Genomic DNA, 21,973 nt, shown 5'->3' on the forward strand with positions numbered 1-21,973 from the left:
CAGCTTGCCCGCCCTCCGGTCGGAGGGCGAGCGATGTCGTGCGGTCGATGCGCGCGGGGCGCGGCGGCGGGCCCCGGGAGGCCCGCCGCCGGTCCGTCAGCGGCTGCGGATGCTGAGCTCCAGCGTGCGCTGCGCGGGCCAGAGCTGATGCTCGGGCAGCACGTCGAGGCCGCACGCGCGGGAGCCGAGCCCGTGCTGCGCGGCGTCGACGTACAGGTGCACCGCCTCGCTCGCGGGCAGCTCGTGCGGGTGCGTCGCGCGGTCGAGCTCCTGCGGCGTGTGCCGCGAGGCCGTGAAGCCGGGGCGGCGGCCTGCGGTGTCGGGCCGGGCCCGGATCACGATGCCGCCCTCGCCGTCGAACGTGCCGAGCTCCAGCTCCCGGAGGTCGCTGCGGTGGCCGGTCTCCTGGGGCATCGAGTACACGGCGCCCAGGTCGTCGACGAGCGACGAGAACCGGCCGACGAGCGCCGCGCGGCGTGAGTCGGGATACGACTCGAACGGCCCGGTGCCGAACCACTCCGCGTTGGTGACGCTCGCGGGCAGGTCGATGCGGATCCCGACGCGCGGCCAGGTGATGGCCCACCCGGCGCTCGGCACGATGTCGACGCGCACGTCCAGCGCGCCGTCGGCCCCCTCGGTCCAGCAGTACGTGGTGTCGACCGAGTCGAAGGACTGCGCCGCGCTCGTGCGCACGACGACCGTGAGCGAACCCGAGCCGACCTTCACCGAGCGGACCCGGTGGGTCAGCCGGTCGAGGCCCGCCCCGCGCCAGCGCGCCTCGCTCGACGGGCCGGGGACGCCCTTCCCGAAGGTGAGGCGCGGATCCGCCAGCTCGTACGAGCCGCTGCTGTCGCTGCGGTCGTTGTCGGTGGGCGCGCGCCACAGCTCCAGGCGTGGTCCGTCGACCTCGAGCGAGCCGAGGCGCACGAGGCGCCCGGTGGCGAGGTCGAACTCGCCGTCGCCGAGCGTGAGGCGCGTGGCGCCGGATGCGGGGTAGGTCTCCTCGTCGGCGTCGACCCAGCGCGCGGGCACGGCCGGGCGGGGCGCGGGCGTGAGGTCGAACTGCTGGACGGCGACCACGTGGCCGGCCTCGGCCCACGGCTCGTCGTCGCGGAGGATCGCCTGCACGGTCAGCCAGACCTCGGGCGCGGAGCCCTCGGCGCCGTCGCCCGCGAGCTCGCCCGCGTCGAGCGCGTCGGCGGGCAGCGGGATCCGTACGGTCTCGCCGGCGGCCACGGCATCGGCGTCGAGGACCCCGGTCGCCACGTCGTCGCCGTCGACCGCGAGCACCCAGACGAGGCTCGCGTGCGCGGTGGAGATCGAGTGGTACCGGTTCTCGACCACGAGCGACGCGGATCCGCCGTCGCGTTCGAGCGCGAACGCGATCGGCTGCACGACGGCCTTGTACTCGGCGAGGCCGGGCGTGGGGGTGTCGTCGGGCAGCACCAGGCCGTCCATCACGAAGTTGCCGTCGTGCACGACCTCGCCGAAGTCGCCGCCGTAGGCGTAGAACGCCTCGCCGTCCGCGGTCTCGGTGAGGATTCCGTGGTCGCGCCACTCCCACACGAAGCCGCCGTGGAGGCGCGGGTAGCGGAGCACGAGGTCCTCGTACTCGCCGATCTGGCCCGGGCCGTTGCCCATCGCGTGCACGTACTCGCACAGGATGAAGGGCTTCGTGCGCTGGCGCATGCCCTCGCCGGGCGTGCAGCCGAGCAGGTCGCCCGGGATCGCGTCGCTGCCGATGGACTCGGTCTCCTGCAGGTTCGAGTACATGCGCGAGTAGACGTCGGTGTACTCGCCCGTGTAGTCGCCCTCGTAGTGCACGGGGCGTCCCGGGTCGCGGCGGTGGACCCACGCCGACATGGCGGCGAGGTTGCGTCCCGTGCCGGACTCGTTGCCGAGCGACCACATGACGATGGACGGGTGGTTCTTGTCGCGCTCGATGGTGCGCTCGATGCGGTCGAGGTAGGCGTCGGCGAAGCGGGGATCGTCGCTGGGGTTGCCGACCCAGCCGCCGAACTCGAAGCCGTGGGTCTCGAGGTCGCACTCGTCGATGACCCAGAAGCCGAGCTCGTCGGCGAGGTCGAGCACGCGCGGGTGCGGCGGGTAGTGGCTGGTGCGGATCGCGTTGACGTTGTGCTGCTTCATGAGCAGCATGTCGGCGCGCGCGTGCTCCTCGTCGAAGACGCGGCCGCGCTCCGGGTGGGCCTCGTGCCGGTTGACGCCGTGGAAGACCACGCGGCGGCCGTTGACGAGGAACCGGTCGCCCTCGATGCGCACGGTGCGGAAGCCCAGGCGGATGGAGAGCGCCTCGACGTTGGTGCGCAGGAAGCCCTGGTACTGCCTGGGGCTCTCGGCGCTCCACGGCTCGACGCGGTCCACGTGCACGGGCGCGACGTCGGCCGGGGTGTCCCACGTGACGTGGATGCCGAGATCCTCGACCTCGAACGTGACGGGGAACGCGCTGGGCTCGGCGTCGACCTCGACGTGCACCGTGCCGGCGCCCGTCTCGTGGTCGTACTCGGCGCGCGTCCACGCGTCGTCGATGCCGCCCGTGGGACGCCCGAGGAGGGTGACGTCGCGGAAGATGCCGGGCATCCACCACTGGTCCTGGTCCTCGAGGTAGCTGGCGATCGACCACTGGTGCACGCGCACGGCGAGCACGTTGGATCCGGGGCGCAGCGACGCGGTGACGTCGAACTCGTGCGAGAGGCGGGATCCCATCGCGGTGCCGACCTCGTCGCCGTTCAGCCACACCTTGAAGGCCGACTCGACGCCCTCGAAGCGGAGCACGACGCGCTCGAGCGACTGCCAGTCCGTGGGCACGTCGATCTCGACGCGGTAGTCGCCCGTGGGGTTCTCGTCCGGCACGAACGGCGGCTCGACGGGGAAGGGGTACTGCACGTTCGTGTAGGCGGGCAGGCCGAAGCGGCCGTCCTGGCCGAGCACCCAGTGGCTCGGCACGGGGATCTCGTCCCAGCCGGAGTCGTCGAACGCCGGGTCGGCCATCTCCTCGGAGAGGCCGCGGGGCGTGGGGGAGAGGCGGAACCGCCAGTCGCCGTTCAGCACGATGCGCGGGGCATCCGAGTGCAGGCAGGAACGGGGACGGCGGGCCGCGCCCGTGGTGGGGGCGAAGTCCTCGAAGTAGGGGAGGGCGTGCGTCATGGGCTTCCTTGCGCGTGGGCGGGGGCGGCGACGTGCCGCGCATCCATCATCGTGGGTCGGGGGGCGACGCGCCGAATGCGCGGACGGCCGGGCAGGTCGCCCCGCCCGGCCGTCCGCGATCGGTCGCGTCGGGGGATCAGCCCTTGACGGCTCCGTCGGTCAGGCCGCCCCGCCAGAAGCGCTGCAGCACGATCATCGCCGCGATGAGCGGGATGATCGAGACGAGGACGCCGCCGGTGGTCAGCTGGTAGAACTCCGGCAGCCGGTCGACCTGGCTCCGCCAGTTGTTGAGGCCGAGCGTGATCGGGTACAGCTTCGTGTCGGCCAGCATGATCAGCGGCAGGAAGTAGTTGTTCCAGATGCCGACGAGCTGGAAGAGGAACACCGTCACGAGTGCGGGCGTCATGGAGCGGAGCGCCAGCGTGTGGAAGATGCGCAGCTCGCTCGCCCCGTCGATCCGGCCCGACTCGATCACCGCGTCCTCCACCGACGCCTGCGCGTAGATCCGGCAGAGGAACAGGCCGAACGGCGAGACGAGCGACGGGATGAGCACCGACCAGTACGTGTTGGCGATGCCCATGGCGCTGAACAGCAGGAACAGCGGCAGCGCCGTGGCGGTGCCCGGCACGAGCACGCCGCCGAGGATGGTGCCGAACACGATGTTCGATCCCCGGAACTTGTACTTGGCGAGCGCGTATCCGCCGGCGGCGGCGAAGTACGTCGCGATGAGCGCGCCCACCCCGGCGTAGAGCACCGAGTTGAGGAACCAGCGCACGAATATGCCGTCGTCGTACGTGAACACCAGCGTGAGGTTCTGCCAGAGGTTCATGTTCGCGAACAGGAACCCGTTGGTGCTGAACAGGTCGGCCGTCGTCTTCGTCGCCGCGACGACGATGTAGTAGACGGGGACGAGGAAGTAGAGCGCGACGACCACGAGGATCGCGGTGACGATGATGCGGGTGGCGGGCTTCGCGCCCGCTCCCGGTGTGCTCCCGGCCTTCGACGGCCGGCTCACCTTCGCCTCGGCCGCCTGCGCCGCGCGCTTCTGCTCCGCCTTGTCGGCGGTGGACTCGTCCGTGGTGGGTCGGATCTCTGTGGCGGTCATGCGCGCGCCCCCTTCTTCCTCGCTGCGGCGGCTTCCCGCTCCTCCTTGGGCTTCCTGTTGGTGATCGCGAGGAAGACGAACGACAGGATGAACGCGGCCAGGGCGATGATGACCGCCTGGGCCGCGGCGACGCCGTAGTCGTTGTACGCGAACGCCGTGGTGTACGCCGACAGGTTCGGCGTGTACTGCGAGTCGATCGCGGGGGCCGAGGTGGCGAGCACCTGCGGTTCCGCGAACAGCTGCAGCGTCCCGATGATCGAGAACACGGTCGCGAGCACGAGCGCCGGCCGGATCAGCGGCAGCTGGATCGACAGCGCCGTGCGCCACGCGCCCGCGCCGTCGATGCGCGCGGCCTCGTAGACGTCCCCGGGGATCGACTTGAGCTGGGCGATGATGATGAGCATGTTGTAGCCCGTGTAGGTCCAGGTCACGATGTTCGCGATGGACCAGAGCACGGTGCCCGCCCCGAGGAAGTCGAGCTGGATCCCGAACATCTGGCCGATGTCGATGATGGGCGACAGGCCCGGGATGTAGAGGAAGCCCCACAGGATCGTCGCGATGACGCCCGGGACGCCGTACGGCATGAAGTACGCGGCCCGGAAGAACTGGGGCCACTTCGCCGACGCCGACTCGAGCAGGAGCGCGAGGATCGTGCAGAGGATGATCATCACCGGCACCTGCACCACGCCGAACAGCAGCACCCGGCCGATGGACGCCGTGAACGCGTCGTTCGCGAGCGCCAGCGCGTAGTTCTCGAACCCGGCGAACACGGTCGTGACGCCCTGCTCGCCGAACAGGCCCTCCCGCCGCACGGTCGTGAACGACTGGAACACCGCGTAGAGGATCGGGAGGACGAAGGTCAGCAGGAACACCGCGAGGAACGGCGCGAGCATGACCCACGGCGCGATGGTCTGCGACTTCTTCAGCTGGCCCTTCGTGACGCCCGAGCGCGGGGCGCGGGCGGGGCGGGTGGCGGCGCGCGCGCCGCTGGCCGGTCGCGTGTCGACGCTCATGCGGAGGCCGCCTCGACCGTGAGGCCCTTGTTGCGGAAGGCCTCGATCACGGCCTCCTGCGCGAGGGGCAGGGATTCCACGAGGGTCTGGCCGCTCGTGAGCTTGCGGCGGAACTCGTCCTGGAGGGTGTTGAGCGTGAACTGCGTGAGCGGGCACCAGGACCAGTCGAGGTTCTGCTCCTTCGCCGCCGGCGCGAACACCTCCTCGTTGTAGCTCTGGCCGCTGAACCACTCGCTCGGCTGCTGGCGTGCGGCGCCGATGTAGTCGGGGGAGGGCGACCAGCCGATGCCGGAGTTCTCGATCATCGCGTCGATGCCCTCCTTCGACGTGGTCATCCACGTCATGAACTTGAGCGCCTCCGCCGGGTGCTTGCTGTTGGCCAGCACGGCCGCGGTGGATCCGCCGAGGTAGCTGGATCCGTACGCCCCGTCGAAGCCCCAGGTCTGCATGGGCGCGACCTTCCACTTGCCCTCGCCGCCGGAGACCGACTGGATGAGGGCGTCGCCCCAGCTGGCGCTCGTGACGCCGAAGACCTTGCCGTCCGCGGCGGCCGCGGTCCAGGGCGGGGAGAAGGCCGAGTACGTGGTGTTGACCACGTCGTCGTCGATGGCCTTGTCGAAGAACGCGGCGACCTCCATCGTGCGCTCGTCGAGCATGTCGACCACCCAGCGTTCGCCGTCGACCTTGAACCAGTTGGCGCCGGCCTGCGTCGCGTAGGAGGTGAAGACGGAGGCGTCGGCGACGGGGAAGCAGTCGAGGTAGTTGCCGGCGCCGGTCTTGCGCACCTCGGCGCCGAGCGTCGCCCAGTCGTCCCAGGTCGCCGGCGGCTGGCCGCCCACCTGGTCGAGGAGCTCGCGCTGGTAGTAGAAGGCCATGGGGCCGGAGTCCTGGGGGATCCCGAAGACGCCGTCCTGGAAGCTGACCTGCTTCCACAGCGCCTCGTCGTACTTGTCGCGGTACTCCTCGACGCCGTAGCGGGTGAGGTCGACGAGCCCGTTGGCGAGGAGGAACTCGGGCAGCTGCCGGAGCTCGACCTGGCCGATGTCGGGGCCGCCGCCGGCCGTGATGGCCGAGTACATCTTCTGGTAGCCGCCCGCGTTGCCGCCGGGGATCCAGACGGCCTCGACCTGGATGTCCGGGTTCTGCGCGTTCCAGACGTCCGCGACCTTCTGCAGGTCCTTCAGCCACGCCCAGTACGTGAGCGTGACCTTCTCGCCGGCCGCGACGGCCGGGATGACCGGATCGGAGTTGACCAGCCTCCCGCCCGGTGCCGAGCACGACGCGAGGGCCAGCGTGCCCGCGGCGGCGGCCCCCACCCCCAGTGCCTGTCTCCTGCTGATCGAATGCGTCATCGCATCCCTCCCGTCGTCGTTGATGGCAGATGGGCCGGAGCCCTGCGATCACTCTAAGCGCGCGACGAAACTTATTCCTCACCCCTGGTAGGGATTCCCGGGAGACGGACGGGAGCCGGCTCAGCGGCGGGCCCCCCGATTCCGCACGGCCCACTCGAGGGCGTGCATCGCCTGGTCCTTCGTGAGGCGCGTCTCGAGGCCGCAGTGCGGGCAGACCACGCGGTAGGTGGAGCGCAGCGGGATCAGCGGGACGAGGAACACGGTCGCGCGGACGGTGCGGTGGAGCACGCGCTGGGCGCTCGTCACGCCGCAGCGGAGGCACGCGAACGTCACGATGACCACGAGGGCGTCGCGCGCCCGGGTGCCGAACAGGAGGATCACCTGCCGAGGCTACGCGCGGCCGGCGGAGCATAGGCGGTGGGGCGGCCCCCGGACGAGGAGGCGACGCTCGGCGGATCACCCGGTACGTTCGGAGGACACACCCAGCAGATCGGCCCCGCATGACCACGCACCACGACGGCGCGCACGTCACCCCGGCGACGGCCTGCCCGCGGGGATCCGCGTGATCGTCTTCGTGGTCGTCGGTGCCGTCGGCCTCCTGCTCCTCCTCTGCAGCATCGTGCTCGGCGACATCCTCGACGCGATCGGCGGTGGCGACGGCCTCGTGTCCGGCGTCGCGCTCGGCGCGGCCCTCGCCATCTACGGCGTCGGCGGCGTGCTCGCCGACCAGGCCGGCATCGGCTCCGGCGGCGCCATCGCGATCGCCGTCGCCCTCGCGCTCGTGGCGCTGGTGGTCGTGCAGCTCACCGTCCGCTTCGTCGCGAAGCAGGAGAGCGGCGGCTCGTACTCGCCCGTCGGCATGGTCGGCGTCGTCACGTCGCCGACCTCGCCCACGGGCGGCGAGGTGCGGCTCGAGCACATCCGCGAGCTGGAGCGCCGGCTCGCCATGAGCGCCGAGCCGCTGGCCGTCGGCACCCGCATCCGCGTCGTCTCGGAGGACGGGTTCCGCGTGCGCGTGGAGCACGACCCCGACGGCGCCCCCACCACCTAGCAGCACCCGTCCCAACGAGAGGAACCATCCCGTGGACCTGATCTCCGGCGGCACGACAGCCATCGCCGTCATCGTCGTCATCGTCATCCTGGTGGCGCTGGTGGCGTTCATCGCCTCCCGCGTCCGCCGCGTCCCGCCGAACCAGGCGCTCGTCATCGTCGGCCGCAACGCCGAGAGGAGCGAGGGCGGCGCCGGGTTCTCCAGCCCGCAGAAGGTCATCATCGGCGGCCGGACCTTCATCTGGCCGATCTTCCAGGAGGGCTTCACGCTCTCCCTCGAGCAGTACCAGACGAGCGTCACGGCCGAGGCGCGCGACGCGAACTTCATCAACACCGCCGTCGTCGCGACCGTGAACTTCAAGGTGACGGGCACGGAGGACGGCGTGCGCCGCGCCGTGCAGCGCTACCTCCTCCAGCAGGACGCCCTGCCGGAGATCGTGCGGCAGTCGCTCGAGGGCGCGATCCGCGGCCTCATCGGCGACCGTCCCGTCGACGAGCTCGTGAAGAGCTTCTCCGTCGTGGCGCAGGAGGCCGTGAACCAGACCAAGAACGACCTCGCGGAGCTCGGCCTCCAGATCGAGACGCTCAACGTCCGCGAGATCACGACGCCCGGCAGCTCCTACCTCGACGACCGGGCCCGCTCGAACGCCGCGCGCGCCCGCCAGGTGGCCGAGGTCGCGGAGGCCGAGAACAAGAGGATCTCCGCGCTCGCCGCGATCGAGAACGACCAGCAGACCGCCGAGCGCCAGCTCGAGCTCGACCTGCGCCGCGCGGCCATCAAGGCCGACACCGACCGCGCCAACGCCACCGCGTACGCGGCGGGCGAGCTGGCCAAGGCCGAGCAGGACCGCCTGGTCGCCGACCAGGAGCGCACCGCCGTGGCCGCGCAGGCCGAGGTCTCGAAGGAGCGCCTCCGCATCGACGTGGAGCTCCCCGCCGAGGCGCGCAAGTACGCGACGGTGCAGGACGCGCAGGCCGCCCGCGACGCCGAGAAGGCGAAGGTCGACGTGGAGGTCTACCAGCGCACGCAGAACGCCGAGGCCGCGAAGACCGCGGCCGTGAACGAGGCGGCGTCCATCACCGCGCTCGGGAAGGCGAACGCCGACGCGATCCAGGCCCGCGGCCAGGCCGAGGCCGAGGCGGCCGCCGCGCTCGCCGAGGCGCAGAACAAGCTGTCGCGCGAGGCCCTGCAGGCGCGCATCATCGCGTCGATGCCGGAGATCGCCCGCGAGATGGCGGCGCCGCTCGCCAACGTCGACAACATGACGATCATCTCCGCGGACGGCGCGAACGCGCTCAACCGCTCGGTGGCCGAGAACATGGCGACGCTGCCGAAGCTGCTCAAGGACACCACGGGCATCGACGTCGCCACGGCGCTGAGCTCGTTCCTGGGCTCGACGGCCGCGGGCGCGTCCGCCGGTGCCGGATCCACCTCCACGGATGTCGGCCCGAAGACGGCCGCGTCCGAGGGCGCCGGGATCTGATCCCGATGCCGGGGCTCCTCGGGGCGCACGTCGCCCCGGGGAGCCCGGCGTGAGACGCACGAGCCCGTTCCGGGCGCTGTGGGGCGCGAACGCGCTCTCCAACCTCGCGGACGGGCTCGTCTTCGTCGCCATGCCGCTCGTCGCGGCGGGCCTCACGGACGACCCGCGCGGCGTCGCGGGACTCGCGACCACGTACGCGCTCGTGCGGCTCCTCGTCGCGCTGCCTGTGGGCGTGTACGTCGACCGGCTCGACCGGCGCACGCTGATCGTCGTCGCGAACGCCCTCCGCGGCGTCGCCGTGCTGGGGCTCGCCGTCACGATCCAGTCGGGCGTCGCGTCGCTCGCCGTGCTCTACGCGGTGATGGCCGTGGTGGGCGTGCTCGAGAGCGCCGCCGACGGGGCCGCGGTCGCCGTGCTGCCGTCGATCGTGCCGGCAGGCCGCCTCGACCGGGCGAACGCGCGCATCACCGGCACGCAGCTCGTGGCGGACGAGTTCGTGGGGCCGCCGCTCGGCGGGATCCTGTTCGCGCTCGCCGCCGCGGTTCCCGTGTACGCGACGGGCGGGCTGTGGGTCGCGGCCGGGGCGGTGGCGCTCGCGCTGCCGCGGCGGGTGGATCCGGCGCCTTCCGCTTCGGGGCCGCGGCCCTCCGTCTTCCGCGAGGCCGCGGAGGGCGTGCGCTGGCTCGCCGGGCACCGCGTCGTCGGATCCCTCGCCCTCATCGGCGGCCTCGCCAGCGTCGGCTACATGCTGCCGTTCTCGGTGCTGGTGCTCTTCGCGGGGGAGCGGCTCGGGCTCGACGCCGCCGGCTACGGCGTGCTCCTCGCGGCCAGCGCGCTCGGCGGCCTGGCCGGATCCGCGATCGCCGCGCCGCTGCGCGCCCGCCTCGGCTCCCGCGGCACGATCACCGCGGCCCTGACGCTCGGGGCGGCCAGCCTCGCGGGCCTCGCCGTGACGCGGGACCCGATCGTCGCGGGGATCCTGCTCGCGCTCTACATCCTGCACGCGGTGGTCTGGAGCATCTGCGCGACCACGCTGCGCCAGCGGCTCGTCCCGGCGGACCTCCTCGGCCGCGTGGGCGCCGCGGGCCGCGTGGTCAGCCTGCTCGGCCTCGCCGCGGGATCCGCGCTGGGCGGCACCCTCGCGACCTCGGGGATCGCGCTGCCGACCGTCGCGGGTGCGGTCGTGTTCGCGGGATGCGCCGTGCTCGCGGTCGTGGCGCTGCGCGGAACCGCCGACCGGGATCCCGCGGCCTAGCCCGCGTGCGGCAGCCGCACCTCCACGAGCCCGCCCGTGACGCGCGTCTCGAAGCGCGGCTGCGGCGCGGTCGCCGGGCCGTGGATGACCTCGCCGGTCGCCAGGCTGAACACGCTGTCGTGCCACGGGCACGTGACGCACGCCGCGCCGGTCTTCGGGTCGGTCCCGAGCTCGCCCTCGTGGAGCGGCGCGGAGAGGTGGCTGCACACGTCGCTCAGGGTGTCGACCGTCATGCCGTTCCTGCGGACGAGGAGCGGGAGGCCCGCGACGTCACGCGCCGTGAGGCGGCCGTCGGGCAGGTCGTCGAGGCGGCCGAGCTCCTGCCAGCCCGCGGGGAAGCGGTGCGGCACGTCCTCGGCGTGGTCGGCGCCCGCCGCCTGGCGGTAGGCGAGGTGGCCGCCGAGGAACCCGCCCGCGGAGACGAGGCACAGGCCCGCGAAGCCGAGGACCTTGCCGCTCGTGTGCCTGCCGCGGGCGCGCTGGATCCACGAGAGGCCGTAGAGGCCCGTCGCGACCGCGTTGGCGGCGGAGTGGACGATGCCGACGCGCATCTGCTGCTCGTGCAGCTGGGACCAGTCGGCGTAGCCGGAGACGATGGAGGGCGCGGCGCTCAGCACGCCGACGCCGACGAGCGCGCGGCTCGCCCTCTCATTGCCGGGCAGGAGGTCGAGCACCGCGGAGGAGATCCACGCGCCGGTCGGGACCAGGACGGCAGCCGGGTGCAGCGGGTGCCCGAACGGCACGCCGTGCAGCAGGTCGGCGAGCGCCCGCGGCTTCAGCAGCGCGGTCACGACGCCCTTCACCCGGTCGACGATCGGATCCAGCGCATCCGCGTCCTCGATCCGCGTCACCGCCTCGACCAGCCCGATCTCCCGCATGGTGCCTCCGTCCCGAGCGCGACACCGTCGCCCTCCTCCCAGGCAACGCCTGCGGGGGAGCACTGACAAGACCGAGGGCACGGTCGCCCCCTGTGGGCGATCTCCGCCCGGTGCGCGCGCCGTCCCTAGCCTCGGAGGGATGGCAGCGCGGGGACCCGACATGACCGCGTCCCCGGAGGGCGGATCCGGGCTCGGCGGATCCCCGGGCTTCCTCCTCCTCTGGGGCGCGCAGTCGATCTCGACGCTCGGCGCCAGCTCGGCGTCCTTCGTCCTCGGCCTCCAGGTGTTCGGCGACACGGGCAGCGCGGTCGCGCTCGCGGTCCTCACGGTCATGTCCTCGACCGGCAACATCTACCTGGCGCCGCTCGCCGGCGCGTTCGCCGACCGCATCGGGCACCGCCGGGCCGCGATCCTCGCCAACGTGGTCCTCGCGATCGTCTCCGCCGGCATGTTCACGGCATCCCTCATCGGCCCGGGGCGCCTCCTCGGCGTCGTGTACCCGCTCGTGCTGGTCTCCGCGATCGCCGCGAGCACGCTCACCCTGACCCTCACGGCCAGCGTCCGGCGCATGCGGCAGGACGCGGACCTGACGCGCATCAACGGCGTCACGACCCTCCTGCAGCGCGCGCCCGTCATCGTCGCCCCTGTCGTGGGTGCGGCCCTCTACGCCACGGTCGCGCCCGCGTCCGTCTTCCTGGTCGACGGCCTCACCTCGCTCGGCTGCGTCGCGGCGCTCCTCGTCGTCCGCTGGGACGCGCCGCCCGCGCCCGGGCCGCGGCGGGCGAACCCGTTCCCGGGCGCGCGGGAGGGCATCGCGTGGATCCTCCGGCACCGGGGCATCCGCGACATGCAGATCGGCTTCGCGGGCCTCAACCTCTTCAACGGGCTGGGCGTCACGGCCACGACTGCCTACGTGATCCTCCTCGCCGGCCGGCAGTGGGGATCCGCGTCCGGGCTCGCCGCCTACACCGTGAGCGCCGCGATCGGCCTCGTCGCGGGAGCGGCCGTCGTCGCGTGGCGCGGCGACCGGATCCCGCGCCTCGTCGCGATCACGTGCATGCCGCTGGTGCTCGGGCTCGTCGGCCGCGCGTCGCTCGGCGTTACGGATGCGCTCGTGCTCGTGGTCGCGGCCGGGTTCGTGCGCAACGCTGCCATCCAGCTGCAGGGCGCGCCCCTCGCCGCGGTGTGGCAGGAGTCCGCGCCGCCGGCCCAGCAGGGCTCCATCCTCGGCGGCGCGCGCCTGCTCGGCCAGGGCCCCTACCCGTTCGCGGTCCTGGCGGGCGGCGGTCTCATCGCCCTGCTCGCGCCGCTCGGGCAGGAGGAGGCGATGCGCGTCGTGCTCGTGATCGCCGGTGTCGGCGAGGCGGCGTGCGGGCTCGGCATGCTGGGATCGCGTCACGTGCGGGCGCTGTTCGCCTGACGCGCGCCACCACGGACGACGGAGGGCCGGAGGGGTGATCCCCTCCGGCCCTCGCGCGATCGCGTCCGGCGCCTGCCGGAGCGCGTCTCGCTACGGCGTCGGCATGCCGCCGTTCACGTTCAGCGTCTCGCCGACCACGTAGCTCGACTCGTTCGAGGCGAGGAACACGTAGGCGGGCGCGAGCTCGGCGGGCTGGCCAGCGCGGCCGAGCGGGGTCTGCTCGCCGAACTCCGGCAGGGCGTCCTCGGGCTGGCCGCCCGCGGTCTGCAGCGGCGTCCAGATCGGGCCGGGCGCGACGACGTTCACGCGGATGCCCTTGGGCGCCAGCTGGCCGGCGAGGCCCTTCGAGAACGCGTTGATCGAGGCCTTGGTCGTGGCGTAGTGCACGAGGTTCGGCGACGGCGCGTAGGCCTGGATCGACGACGTGTTGATGATGGAGGAGCCCGGCTTGAGGTGCGGCAGAGCGGCCTTCGTGATCCAGAACATCGCGTAGACGTTGGTCTTGAAGGTCCGGTCGAACTCCTCGTCCGAGATGTCCTCGAGCGCGTCGACGTTCTGCTGCTTGCCCGCGTTGTTGACGACGATGTCGAGGCCGCCGAGGCCCTCGACCGCCTTCTGGACGAGCTCGCGGCTGAACTCCGCGGTCGCGATGTCGCCGGGGATGGCGACGGCCTTCCGACCGGCCTCCTCGATGAGGGCGACGACCTTCTTCGCGTCCTCCTCCTCCTCGGGGAGGTAGGAGAGCGCGACGTCCGCGCCCTCGCGGGCGTAGGCGATGGCGACGGCCGCGCCGATGCCGGAGTCGGCGCCGGTCACGAGGGCCTTGCGTCCCTCGAGGCGGTTCGATCCGCGGTACGTCTTCTCGCCGCGGTCCGCGGTGTCGTCGAGCGCGGCGTCGAGGCCGGGCCCGTCCTGCTGTTGCGCGCTGGGCTGGATGTCCGCGTACATCTTCGTCGGGTCCTGGAACGTGTACTGGTCGGTGCTCATGTGTCTCCTGGTGCTGTGATCTGCGTGCGGGAAGGGGAGGGCGGGATCAGCTCGGCGGGGTGTCGTCGAGGTCGATGTCCTGGCCGGCGAGCTCGTTGTCGGCGAGCACGGGCTCGGCCTCGCCGTCGACGCCGAGGACGTCGGCCTCGGGCTCGGCGTCGGCTGCCGCGACGGCGTCGTCCTCGTCGATCTCCTCGACGGGCTCGTCGGCGTCGGGGAGGACGGTCTCGCCGGCGACGGCGTCGTTCACGACCGTGTCGTGCGCGAGCGCCTCGGTGTCCAGGGCCGTGTCATCACCGGTGGCGTCGTCACCGGGGGTGGTGGAGGTGGCGTCGGTCACGGTCACTCCCCGGCCTCGGGCTTGGGGTGGCCGGGGATCGAGTCGCCGCTGAGGTTGAGCTCGTCGGGATCCACGTCGATCTGGCCGACGTCGTCGGGTCCGCCCGAACCGGGGAGCACCTGCACGTCGTCCGCGGCGGCGGGGACGTCGTCGGAGACGCCCTCGCTGTCGGCGATCTGCTGCTCCTGCTTGACGCGCGTGTCGTCCTCGCTCTGCGAGATGAAGTCCTTGTCCTGGCGCGTGTCCGAGGTGTCGGCAGGCGCGAGGCGGGGGTCGTCGGTGTCCATGCCTTCGACGCTACGCTCGGCCCCGAGAGCTGTGTGGTGGCGCTCAGGCAACGCTCATGTGCGGGATCCGAGGCGCTCCGCAGCGGGGCGTCCGGGGTGGATCACTGGTCGTCGGGGCCCTCGCCGAACGGGTCGGGAGCGGCCTCGCGGGCGTCCTCCTCCGCGGCCTCCAGGCGCTCGGCGACCGAGTCGGCGTCGAGGGGCGTGGGCTCGGCGATCGGGCGCCGCGGGGCGTCGGCGGCGGGATCCGTCATGTCAGCGGCCCTCGGGGTCGACGTGCCCGGCGGCGTCGTCGGCCGGCGCGCTCATGTGCGAGTCGGCGGCGGTGACGGAGCGGTTGTCGGGCACCGCGGGGTACTCGGCGCTCGCCGGATCCGCGTCCTCCACCTCGAGGGTGTCCTCCTCCGCGTGCCCGTAGGCGGTGCCGTCGGGCGCCCGCACCGCGTCGCCCACGCCGGCGGGAGCGCCGCCGGGGGAGACCACGTCGTCGACCGTCACCAGTCCGTCGGGATCGCCGGGTCCGCGCCCGGTGCGGATGCCGTCGGCCTGGTCGTCGCGATCGCTCATGGTCCCCACCCTACGAGCGACGGCCCGCGCGCGTCCGCTCCCGCGGATGTGCACGACGCCGTCGGCGGATGTCGGCCCCTCGGTTGACTGGACTCTCGCCGCACGGGCCTCCCGCGTCCTCGACGGACCGGCCTCGGAGCGCGACGACGAGCGCGGGAGGCGACGGCCACATGGACATGCGATACGGGATCAACCCCCATCGGGCGCCGGCGCGGATGACGGCCACGGGTCCGGGCGGCCTGCCGTTCCGGATCGTGAACGGCGACCCGTCCTACGTCAACGTGCTGGACGCGCTGAACGCCTGGCAGCTCGTCCGCGAGGGCGGCGTCGCCCTCGGGACGGCGGTCGCGGCGTCGTTCAAGCACGTGTCTCCGGCCGGCGTCGCCCGCGCCGGGTCGCTGGACGCGGTGGTCCGCGCCGACTCCGGGCTCGACGCCTCCGAGGAGGCCGACGACGTGACGAGCGCGTACCTCCGGGCGCGGGACGCCGACCCGAAGTCGTCCTACGGCGACGTCGTCGCCGTCAGCCATGAGGTGTCCCGCGACCTGGCGATGCGCCTGGCGGGGATGGTCTCCGACGGGATCATCGCGCCGGGGTTCGCGGACGGCGCCGTCGAGATCCTCCGGCGGAAGAAGCGGGGCGCGTTCCTCGTCCTGGAGGCCGACGCGGGCTTCGTCGCGCCGCCCGAGGAGTCGCGGGACCTCTTCGGGGTGCGTCTCACCCAGCCGGCGGACCGCGTGGCGATCGACCGCGGGCTGCTCGCGCGCACGGACGGCGCGCCCCTGCCGGATCACGCCGTGGACGACCTGCTGCTCGGCATGGTCGCGCTCCGCTACACGCAGTCCAACTCCGTGGCCTACGTGCGGGACGGCGTGACGCTGGGGATCGGCGCCGGGCAGCAGTCGCGCGTGGACTGCACGCGCCTCGCCGGGGCGAAGACCGACACCTGGTGGCTGCGGCGGCTCCCGGCCGTGCGGGACATGGCGTTCCGGGCGGGCGTCGGCCGGCAGGAGCGGATCAACTGGCGGATCCGGTGCGTCGAGGGCGACATGACGCCCGACGAGGCGTCCCGGCTGGCGGACGCGCTCGTCGGCACCGCTCCCGACATCGACGACCACGACCGGCGCGCGTGGATGGCGGGCCTCGACCACGTGGCCTTCGCCTCGGACGGCTTCCTGCCGTTCCGGGACAACATCGACCACGCGCGCCGGCACGGCGTGCGGTACGTCGCGGAGCCCGGCGGATCGGTGCGGGCCGACGAGGTCGCGGCTGTCTGCGCCGAGCACGGCATCACGCGGGTGCGGACCGGGCTGCGGCTGTTCCACCACTGATCGCGATCGCGTCTCCGGTCTCCGCGAGACGGCTTCCACGCCCCCGAAACGGGTCGCCGCAACGCCCCGCGGAGGGTCCCCGCGAGTCGTCATGGGCCGGGTTGCGTTCCCGTCCCGGCGCCTTCATATTAGGTGAGCCTTGCCTAACCAGGCTGGGTGCTCGTGACCCGGACACGGCTCCCCATCGAACCGACGAAGGACCCATGACCCTCTCCCCGCACGCCTCCCGACCCTCCGATCCGACCCTCGACGACCTCCCGTCGGCAGACGTCGTCGTCGCGGATCCCGCCGCGGAGCTGTTCTCCGACCGCTCGCTCCCCGGCTGGGACGCCGCCCTCCGCGCCGCCGCCGCCCACGTGCGCGCCGCCGCCCGCCGCGCCGACGGACCGTTCACCGGCATCACGCCCGAGCGCCTCCGCGGATCCTTCGCCGGGCTCGACCTCGAGCGCCCGCTGGGCGCCCTCGACGACGCCCTCGACGAGCTCGACGACCTGTACCTCCGCGACGCGGTCTGGTTCCACGACCCGTCGTACGTCGCGCACCTCAACTGCCCGATCCTCATCCCGGCCATCGCGGGCGAGCTCATCCTCTCCAGCGTCAACACGTCGATGGACACGTGGGACCAGAGCGCGGGCGCGACCCTCATCGAGCGCGCGCTCATCGACTGGACCGCGGGCCGCATCGGCCTCGGCGACGACGCCGACGGCGTCTTCACGAGCGGCGGCAGCCAGTCGAACCTCCAGGCGCTGCTGCTCGCGCGCGACGAGGCGGCGGCCGCGCAGGGTCTCCCGCCCGCCGACCGGCAGCGGATGCGCATCCTCGTCAGCGACGTCGGCCACTTCAGCGTCGAGAAGAGCGCCCGCATCCTCGGTCTCGCCCCCGACGCGGTCATCCGCGTGCCGAGCGACGACGCCAAGCGGATGCGCGTCGACGCCCTCGAGCGCGAGCTAGCGCGCTGCCGCGCTGCAGGCCTCCTGCCCATCGCGGTCGTCGCCACCGCGGGCACCACCGACTTCGGCAGCGTGGACCCGCTGCCCGCGATCGGCGACGTGTGCCGGCGGGAGGGGATCTGGCTGCACGTCGACGCGGCGTACGGCGGCGGGCTCCTGACGTCGCTCCGGCACCGGCACCTGCTCGACGGGATCGGACGCGCCGACTCGGTGACCGTCGACTACCACAAGACCTTCTTCCAGCCCGTGAGCTCCAGCGCGCTCCTCGTGCGCGACGGCCGCACGCTCCGGCACGCGACGCTGCACGCGGACTACCTGAACCCCGCGGATCGCGCGCACGAGGAGATCCCCAACCAGGTCGACAAGTCCCTGCAGACAACGCGGCGCTTCGACGCGCTGAAGCTGTGGCTGACGCTGCGGACGGTGGGCGCCGACGGCGTGGGCCGGATGCTCGACGACGTCATCGCGCTCGCGGACCGCACCTGGTCGGCGGTGCGGCGGGATCCGGCGCTCGACGTGGTGGTCCGGCCCGAGATCAGCGCGCTCGTGTTCCGGTACGTGCCGGCGGGGGAGCGGGGCGGATCCCCGGGGCCGGACGCGGGAGCGCGCTCCGACGTCGTCAACCGCGGCATCCGCCAGGCGATCCAGGACTCGGGCCGCGCGATGGTCGCGGCGACCCGCGTCGGCGGGCGCGCCCACCTCAAGCTCACGCTGCTGAACCCGGCGACGACCGACGCGCACATCCGGGAGATCCTCGGGATGGTGGTGGCGGCGGGCGACGCGCTCGAAGCCGGCCTGAGCGGCGTCGCGGCGCCCGGCGTGCCCGCCGTCGCCGTCGCCGTCGCCGTCGCGGAGGCCGCACGATGAGCGCCGCGTCCGCGTCCGCGTCCGCGCCCGCCGTCGCCAGCCGCATCCACGACGTCGTCGCGGTGGGCCTCGGCCCCGCGAACCTCGGGCTCGCCTGCCTCGCCGATCCCCTCGACGACCTCGATCTCGTCGTGCTCGAGCGGAAGCCGCGCTTCGACTGGCACCCCGGCATGATGCTGCCGACCGCGCACCTGCAGACGCCGTTCCTCGCGGACCTCGTGACGCTCGCCGATCCGACGTCCCGCTTCTCGTTCCTCGCTTACCTCAAGGACACCGGGCGGCTCTACTCCTTCTACATCCGGGAGGACTTCTTCGTGCTGCGCAGCGAGTACGTCGCGTACTGCCGGTGGGCGGCGGAGCGCGCGCGGGGGATCGAGCTCGACCGCGACGTGCGGGCGGTCTCCTACGACGAGACCCTCGGCGCGTACGTCGTCGAGTCGGTCGACGCCGCGGGCACCGCGCACGTGCACCGGGGGCGGAACCTCGTCGTCGGCGTCGGCACTCCACCGTGGCTGCCCGAGGCCGTGCGCGACCTCCCGGGCGTCGTGCACAGCTCCGGCTACCTCGGCGCCAAGGACCGGCTGCAGGAGCGGGACGCGATCACGGTCGTCGGCAGCGGGCAGAGCGCCGCGGAGATCTACCGCGACCTCCTCGAGGACGTGGACTCCCGCGGCTACCGGCTCGACTGGATCACGCGCTCGCCGCGGTTCTTCCCGCTCGAGTACACGCGGCTCACGCTCGAGATGACGAGCCCCGAGTACAGCGACCACTTCTTCGGCCTGCCCGCCGACGCGCGCGCGGCGCTGCTGCGCGAGCAGCGGAACCTCTACAAGGGGATCGACTCGGAGCTCATCGACGACGTGTTCCAGACGCTCTACCGGAAGCGCCTCGCCTTCGACGCGCTGCGGGCGGAGGGGCGGCTCGCGGCAGGCGGCGACGCGGGATCCGGCGTGCCGACCCGGCTGCTCACGAACGCCGAGGTCGTCTCGGCGCGGGCGACGGCCGACGGCGGCGCGGTCCTCGGGCTCCGGCACGCCGAGACGGGCGCCGAGCGCGACTGGCCCACGAGCGCGGTGGTCATGGCGAGCGGGTACGACGCCTCCGCCCCCGGGATCCTCGACGGGCTCGGCGACCGCGTGCACCGCGACGCGCGCGGCCGGCTCGACGTGGCGCGCGAGCACACGGTCGATGACGCGGGCACGCTCTTCGTGCAGAACGCCGAGGTGCACACGCACGGCTTCGTGGCGCCCGACCTCGGCATGACGGCGCACCGCAACTCGCGGATCCTCCGCGCGATCACGGGCCGCGAGGACTACCGGGTGGAGGAGCGGATCGCGTTCCAGGAGTTCGGGCTGCCCGAGGACGAGCCCCTGGCCGGATCGGGGGTGCTCGCGTGAGCGCGCCCGTGACCGAGGCGCCCGCCCTCGCGCTCGCGCTCCGCCCGCTCGATCCGGACGCCGACGCCGCGCTCGTCCACGCCTGGGTCACCGCCCCCCGCGCCCGCTTCTGGCAGATGGAGCACGCGACCCTCGACGACGTGCGGGCCGAGTACCGGTCCCTCGCGGCGGATCCCCGGCGCGCGGCCTGGATCGGCCTCCACGACGGCGTCCCCGCGTTCCTCCTGGAGTCCTACGACCCGGCGGACGACCCGATCGGCGCGCACCTGGATCCGCTCCCCGGCGACCTGGGCATGCACCTGCTCGTCGCCCCGCCGGCCGGTGACCCGCTGCCCGGCTTCACGACCGCCGTCATGCGGCACGTCGTCGCGCACCTGCTGCGCGATCCGGCCGTGCGGCGCCTCGTGGTCGAGCCCGACGTGCGCAACGAGGCCATCCAGCGCCTCAACGCGCGCGTCGGCTTCCGGCCGCTCCGGGTCGTCGACCTCGGCACGAAGCACGCGCTCCTCAGCGTCGTCACGCGCGACGACGCCCTCCTGCACGCCACCCCCACGGACGGACACGCCATGACCCTCACCCACGACCGCACGACCGATACCCACCCCGAGGCCCGGCCCGCCGCCGCGTCGAGGACCGCCGCGCCGGATCCGCGCGTGCACCCCGCGGGGCACCTCCGCCCCGACGTGTGGGCCGCCGCCACCCGCCACCTCGTGCGCAAGGCGCTCGCCGAGTTCGCGCACGAGCTGCTCATCGCGCCCGAGCGCGTGGATCCGGAGCGGCCGCCCGGCGCGCCCCGCCGCCCGCACGACCCGCGCGACTGGGCCGCGTACCGCGTCGCGAGCGCCGACGGTCGGAGCGCGTACGCCTACCGCGCCCGGATCCTCGAGCTCGACCACTGGGACGTCGACGAGGCGAGCATCCGCCGCACGGTCGACGGCCGGCCCGCCGAGCTCGACGCCACCGACCTCGTGCTCGACCTGCGCGACCGCCTCGGCATCACCGACGAGGTGTTGCCCGTCTACCTGGACGAGATCCAGAGCACGCTCTCGGCGGCCGCGTTCTCGCGCCTCCGCGACGTGCCCGACGCGCGCGGCCTCCTCACGGCGTCGTACGCGGAGGTCGAGTCGACGATGGACGAGGGCCACCCGTGCTTCGTCGCGACCAACGGCCGCATCGGCTTCGACCTCGACGACCACGACCGGTACGCGCCCGAGGCGGGGGAGGACGTGCGGATCCTCTGGCTCGCCGTGCACGAGCGCCTCGCGCACTTCGCCGCCGTCGACGGCCTCGACCGCGAGGCCTTCCTCGACGCGGAGCTCGGCGCCTCCGCCCGCGCCCGCTTCCGCGCCCGCATGGCGGAGCTCGGCATCGACCCCGCGGAGCGCGTGCTCGTGCCGGTGCACCCGTGGCAGTGGGAGAACGTCGTCACGGTGACCTTCGCGGGCCTCGTCGCCCAGCGCGACATCGTGCTCCTCGGCACGGGCGACGACGAGTACGGCGCGCAGCAGTCCATCCGCACGTGGGCCAACCGCACGACCCCCGAGCGCTGCTACGTGAAGACGTCGCTCTCGATCCTCAACATGGGCTTCACGCGCGGGCTGTCGCCGGCGTACATGGCGGTCACCCCGGCGATCAACGACTGGGTGCACGCGCTCGTCACGGGTGACGACGAGTTCGCGCGGCTCGGGTTCGGGATCCTCCGCGAGGTCGCCTCGGTCGGCGTGCGCGATGCGCGGGTCGACTCCGCCCTGCCGCCCGGCCACTCCCACGGCAAGATGCTGTCCGCGCTCTGGCGGGAGTCGCCCGTGCCCGGCCTCGCCGAGGGCGAGCGGCTCATGAGCATGACGAGCCTGCTGCACGTCGACGCGCACGGCGACACGGTGCTCGGAGCGCTCATCGACGCGTCCGGGATCGGCGCGGCCGCCTGGCTCCGCCGCTGGCTCGACGCCTACCTCGTGCCGCTCGCGCACGCGCTCCTCGCCCACGACCTCGCCTTCATGCCGCACGGCGAGAACGTGATCCTCGTGCTCCGCGACCACGTCGTCGTCCGCGTCCTGATGAAGGACATCGCCGAGGAGGTCGCCCTCTTCGACACGGAGCGCGAGCTGCCGGAGGATGTGCGCCGGATCCGCATGGACGTCCCCGAGGGCGAGCGCACCCTCACGGTCTTCACCGACGTGATGGACGGCTTCCTCCGCTTCGCCGCCGCGCTCCTGGAGGACCGCGACGACCTCGGCCCCGAGGGCCTCTGGCGCGTGGCGGCGGAGGCGCTCGCCGACCACGAGCGGGCGCACCCGGAGCTGGCGGAGCGCTTCGCCCGGTTCGACCTGTTCGCGCCGTCGTTCGACCGCTCGTGCCTCAACCGGCTGCAGCTGCGCGACAACCGGCGCATGGTCGACCTGCAGGCGCCGGTGATGCAGATCCACGGCTCGCTGCGGAACCCGCTCGCGATCCACGCGGGGCTGCGACCGCGGATCGGCTGACGCACCGCGGCCGTCATCATCTCGTTGACGCTCATGCGCGTC

At 73.2% G+C, this 21,973-nt stretch carries 19 protein-coding genes; 8 read left to right on the plus strand and 11 right to left on the minus strand.

The genetic code is table 11. The annotated features are described in order from the left end of the window. Positions 1 to 96: 96 nt before the first annotated feature. The 5 genes from ITJ44_RS12775 to ITJ44_RS12795 form a co-directional block, all read right to left on the minus strand. A complete protein-coding gene (locus tag ITJ44_RS12775; RefSeq protein ID WP_194635931.1) occupies positions 97 to 3,165 on the minus strand; it encodes a glycoside hydrolase family 2 TIM barrel-domain containing protein in 3,069 nt (1,022 codons plus the stop codon). Positions 3,166 to 3,301: 136 nt separating this feature from the next. Then, positions 3,302 to 4,270: a carbohydrate ABC transporter permease gene (locus tag ITJ44_RS12780; protein WP_194635932.1), complete on the minus strand. Its 969-nt coding sequence runs from the start codon at positions 4,268 to 4,270 to the stop codon at positions 3,302 to 3,304. Continuing rightward, on the minus strand, positions 4,267 to 5,283 hold the full coding sequence (locus ITJ44_RS12785; RefSeq protein ID WP_194635933.1) for a carbohydrate ABC transporter permease: 1,017 nt from the start codon (positions 5,281 to 5,283) through the stop codon (positions 4,267 to 4,269). The genes ITJ44_RS12780 and ITJ44_RS12785 overlap by 4 nt, the downstream gene beginning before the upstream one ends. Further along, positions 5,280 to 6,635 (minus strand): ABC transporter substrate-binding protein, encoded by a 1,356-nt coding sequence (locus ITJ44_RS12790; protein ID WP_194635934.1) that lies wholly within the window; start codon positions 6,633 to 6,635, stop codon positions 5,280 to 5,282. The genes ITJ44_RS12785 and ITJ44_RS12790 overlap by 4 nt, the downstream gene beginning before the upstream one ends. A gap of 120 nt (positions 6,636 to 6,755) precedes the next feature. Then, complete coding sequence (locus ITJ44_RS12795) at positions 6,756 to 7,016, minus strand: zinc-ribbon domain-containing protein (RefSeq protein ID WP_194635935.1); 261 nt, start codon at positions 7,014 to 7,016, stop codon at positions 6,756 to 6,758. A gap of 181 nt (positions 7,017 to 7,197) precedes the next feature. On the opposite strand from ITJ44_RS12795, the gene ITJ44_RS12800 reads away from it, so the two are divergent. From ITJ44_RS12800 to ITJ44_RS12810, 3 genes are read left to right on the plus strand one after another with little or no spacing between them, the layout of a single operon-like run. Beyond that, on the plus strand, positions 7,198 to 7,686 hold the full coding sequence (locus tag ITJ44_RS12800) for an NfeD family protein (RefSeq protein ID WP_194635936.1): 489 nt from the start codon (positions 7,198 to 7,200) through the stop codon (positions 7,684 to 7,686). A gap of 31 nt (positions 7,687 to 7,717) precedes the next feature. Next, on the plus strand, positions 7,718 to 9,169 hold the full coding sequence (locus ITJ44_RS12805; protein WP_194635937.1) for an SPFH domain-containing protein: 1,452 nt from the start codon (positions 7,718 to 7,720) through the stop codon (positions 9,167 to 9,169). A gap of 49 nt (positions 9,170 to 9,218) precedes the next feature. Further along, positions 9,219 to 10,424, plus strand: coding sequence for an MFS transporter (locus ITJ44_RS12810; RefSeq protein WP_194635938.1), 1,206 nt, complete (start codon positions 9,219 to 9,221; stop codon positions 10,422 to 10,424). On the opposite strand, the gene ITJ44_RS12815 is transcribed toward ITJ44_RS12810, so the two are convergent. Continuing rightward, on the minus strand, positions 10,421 to 11,302 hold the full coding sequence (locus tag ITJ44_RS12815) for a Rieske 2Fe-2S domain-containing protein (RefSeq protein ID WP_194635939.1): 882 nt from the start codon (positions 11,300 to 11,302) through the stop codon (positions 10,421 to 10,423). The two genes, ITJ44_RS12810 and ITJ44_RS12815, sit on opposite strands and share 4 nt — an antisense overlap. A gap of 139 nt (positions 11,303 to 11,441) precedes the next feature. Between ITJ44_RS12815 and ITJ44_RS12820 the strand changes: the two genes are divergently transcribed. Beyond that, positions 11,442 to 12,722, plus strand: a complete 1,281-nt coding sequence (locus ITJ44_RS12820; RefSeq protein ID WP_228495047.1) for an MFS transporter — start codon at positions 11,442 to 11,444, stop codon at positions 12,720 to 12,722. A 90-nt stretch (positions 12,723 to 12,812) separates the two neighbouring features. Here ITJ44_RS12820 and ITJ44_RS12825 read toward each other — a convergent pair whose 3' ends face one another. The 5 genes from ITJ44_RS12825 to ITJ44_RS12845 form a co-directional block, all read right to left on the minus strand. Then, positions 12,813 to 13,709, minus strand: coding sequence for a glucose 1-dehydrogenase (locus ITJ44_RS12825; RefSeq protein WP_304519895.1), 897 nt, complete (start codon positions 13,707 to 13,709; stop codon positions 12,813 to 12,815). A 46-nt stretch (positions 13,710 to 13,755) separates the two neighbouring features. Continuing rightward, positions 13,756 to 14,049: a hypothetical protein gene (locus ITJ44_RS12830; protein WP_370551695.1), complete on the minus strand. Its 294-nt coding sequence runs from the start codon at positions 14,047 to 14,049 to the stop codon at positions 13,756 to 13,758. 2 nt (positions 14,050 to 14,051) lie between these two features. After that, a complete protein-coding gene (locus tag ITJ44_RS12835) occupies positions 14,052 to 14,336 on the minus strand; it encodes a hypothetical protein (RefSeq protein ID WP_194635941.1) in 285 nt (94 codons plus the stop codon). 101 nt (positions 14,337 to 14,437) lie between these two features. After that, positions 14,438 to 14,590, minus strand: coding sequence for a hypothetical protein (locus ITJ44_RS12840; RefSeq protein WP_194635942.1), 153 nt, complete (start codon positions 14,588 to 14,590; stop codon positions 14,438 to 14,440). Between the two features lies 1 nt (position 14,591). Further along, positions 14,592 to 14,903 (minus strand): hypothetical protein, encoded by a 312-nt coding sequence (locus ITJ44_RS12845; protein WP_194635943.1) that lies wholly within the window; start codon positions 14,901 to 14,903, stop codon positions 14,592 to 14,594. A gap of 68 nt (positions 14,904 to 14,971) precedes the next feature. On the opposite strand from ITJ44_RS12845, the gene ITJ44_RS12850 reads away from it, so the two are divergent. The 4 genes from ITJ44_RS12850 (at position 14,972) to ITJ44_RS12865 (ending at position 21,931) form a co-directional block, all read left to right on the plus strand. Next, positions 14,972 to 16,234, plus strand: a complete 1,263-nt coding sequence (locus tag ITJ44_RS12850; RefSeq protein WP_255524433.1) for a phosphoribosylaminoimidazolecarboxamide formyltransferase — start codon at positions 14,972 to 14,974, stop codon at positions 16,232 to 16,234. A gap of 203 nt (positions 16,235 to 16,437) precedes the next feature. Then, on the plus strand, positions 16,438 to 18,051 hold the full coding sequence (locus tag ITJ44_RS12855) for an aspartate aminotransferase family protein (RefSeq protein WP_194635945.1): 1,614 nt from the start codon (positions 16,438 to 16,440) through the stop codon (positions 18,049 to 18,051). Beyond that, a complete protein-coding gene (locus ITJ44_RS12860; RefSeq protein WP_194635946.1) occupies positions 18,048 to 19,448 on the plus strand; it encodes a lysine N(6)-hydroxylase/L-ornithine N(5)-oxygenase family protein in 1,401 nt (466 codons plus the stop codon). Before ITJ44_RS12855 ends, ITJ44_RS12860 begins: the two co-directional genes overlap by 4 nt. Further along, on the plus strand, positions 19,445 to 21,931 hold the full coding sequence (locus ITJ44_RS12865) for a GNAT family N-acetyltransferase (protein ID WP_194635947.1): 2,487 nt from the start codon (positions 19,445 to 19,447) through the stop codon (positions 21,929 to 21,931). The genes ITJ44_RS12860 and ITJ44_RS12865 overlap by 4 nt, the downstream gene beginning before the upstream one ends. The last annotated feature ends 42 nt before the right edge of the window (positions 21,932 to 21,973 follow it).

The sequence above is a fragment of the Clavibacter sp. VKM Ac-2873 genome (assembly GCF_015351075.1).
GTDB lineage: Bacteria > Actinomycetota > Actinomycetes > Actinomycetales > Microbacteriaceae > Clavibacter.

Bases quoted from the DNA above. Each gene is read 5' to 3' on its own strand.
- ITJ44_RS12815 (WP_194635939.1), bottom strand. From the start codon at position 11,302: ATGCGGGAGATCGGGCTGGTCGAGGCGGTGACGCGGATCGAGGACGCG.
- ITJ44_RS12835 (WP_194635941.1), bottom strand. From the start codon at position 14,336: ATGGACACCGACGACCCCCGCCTCGCGCCTGCCGACACCTCGGACACG.
- ITJ44_RS12820 (WP_228495047.1), top strand. From the start codon at position 11,442: ATGGCAGCGCGGGGACCCGACATGACCGCGTCCCCGGAGGGCGGATCC.
- ITJ44_RS12845 (WP_194635943.1), bottom strand. From the start codon at position 14,903: ATGAGCGATCGCGACGACCAGGCCGACGGCATCCGCACCGGGCGCGGA.
- ITJ44_RS12860 (WP_194635946.1), top strand. From the start codon at position 18,048: ATGAGCGCCGCGTCCGCGTCCGCGTCCGCGCCCGCCGTCGCCAGCCGC.
- ITJ44_RS12785 (WP_194635933.1), bottom strand. From the start codon at position 5,283: ATGAGCGTCGACACGCGACCGGCCAGCGGCGCGCGCGCCGCCACCCGC.
- ITJ44_RS12790 (WP_194635934.1), bottom strand. From the start codon at position 6,635: ATGACGCATTCGATCAGCAGGAGACAGGCACTGGGGGTGGGGGCCGCC.
- ITJ44_RS12840 (WP_194635942.1), bottom strand. From the start codon at position 14,590: ATGACGGATCCCGCCGCCGACGCCCCGCGGCGCCCGATCGCCGAGCCC.
- ITJ44_RS12855 (WP_194635945.1), top strand. From the start codon at position 16,438: ATGACCCTCTCCCCGCACGCCTCCCGACCCTCCGATCCGACCCTCGAC.
- ITJ44_RS12850 (WP_255524433.1), top strand. From the start codon at position 14,972: ATGTCGGCCCCTCGGTTGACTGGACTCTCGCCGCACGGGCCTCCCGCG.
- ITJ44_RS12825 (WP_304519895.1), bottom strand. From the start codon at position 13,709: ATGAGCACCGACCAGTACACGTTCCAGGACCCGACGAAGATGTACGCG.
- ITJ44_RS12775 (WP_194635931.1), bottom strand. From the start codon at position 3,165: ATGACGCACGCCCTCCCCTACTTCGAGGACTTCGCCCCCACCACGGGC.
- ITJ44_RS12780 (WP_194635932.1), bottom strand. From the start codon at position 4,270: ATGACCGCCACAGAGATCCGACCCACCACGGACGAGTCCACCGCCGAC.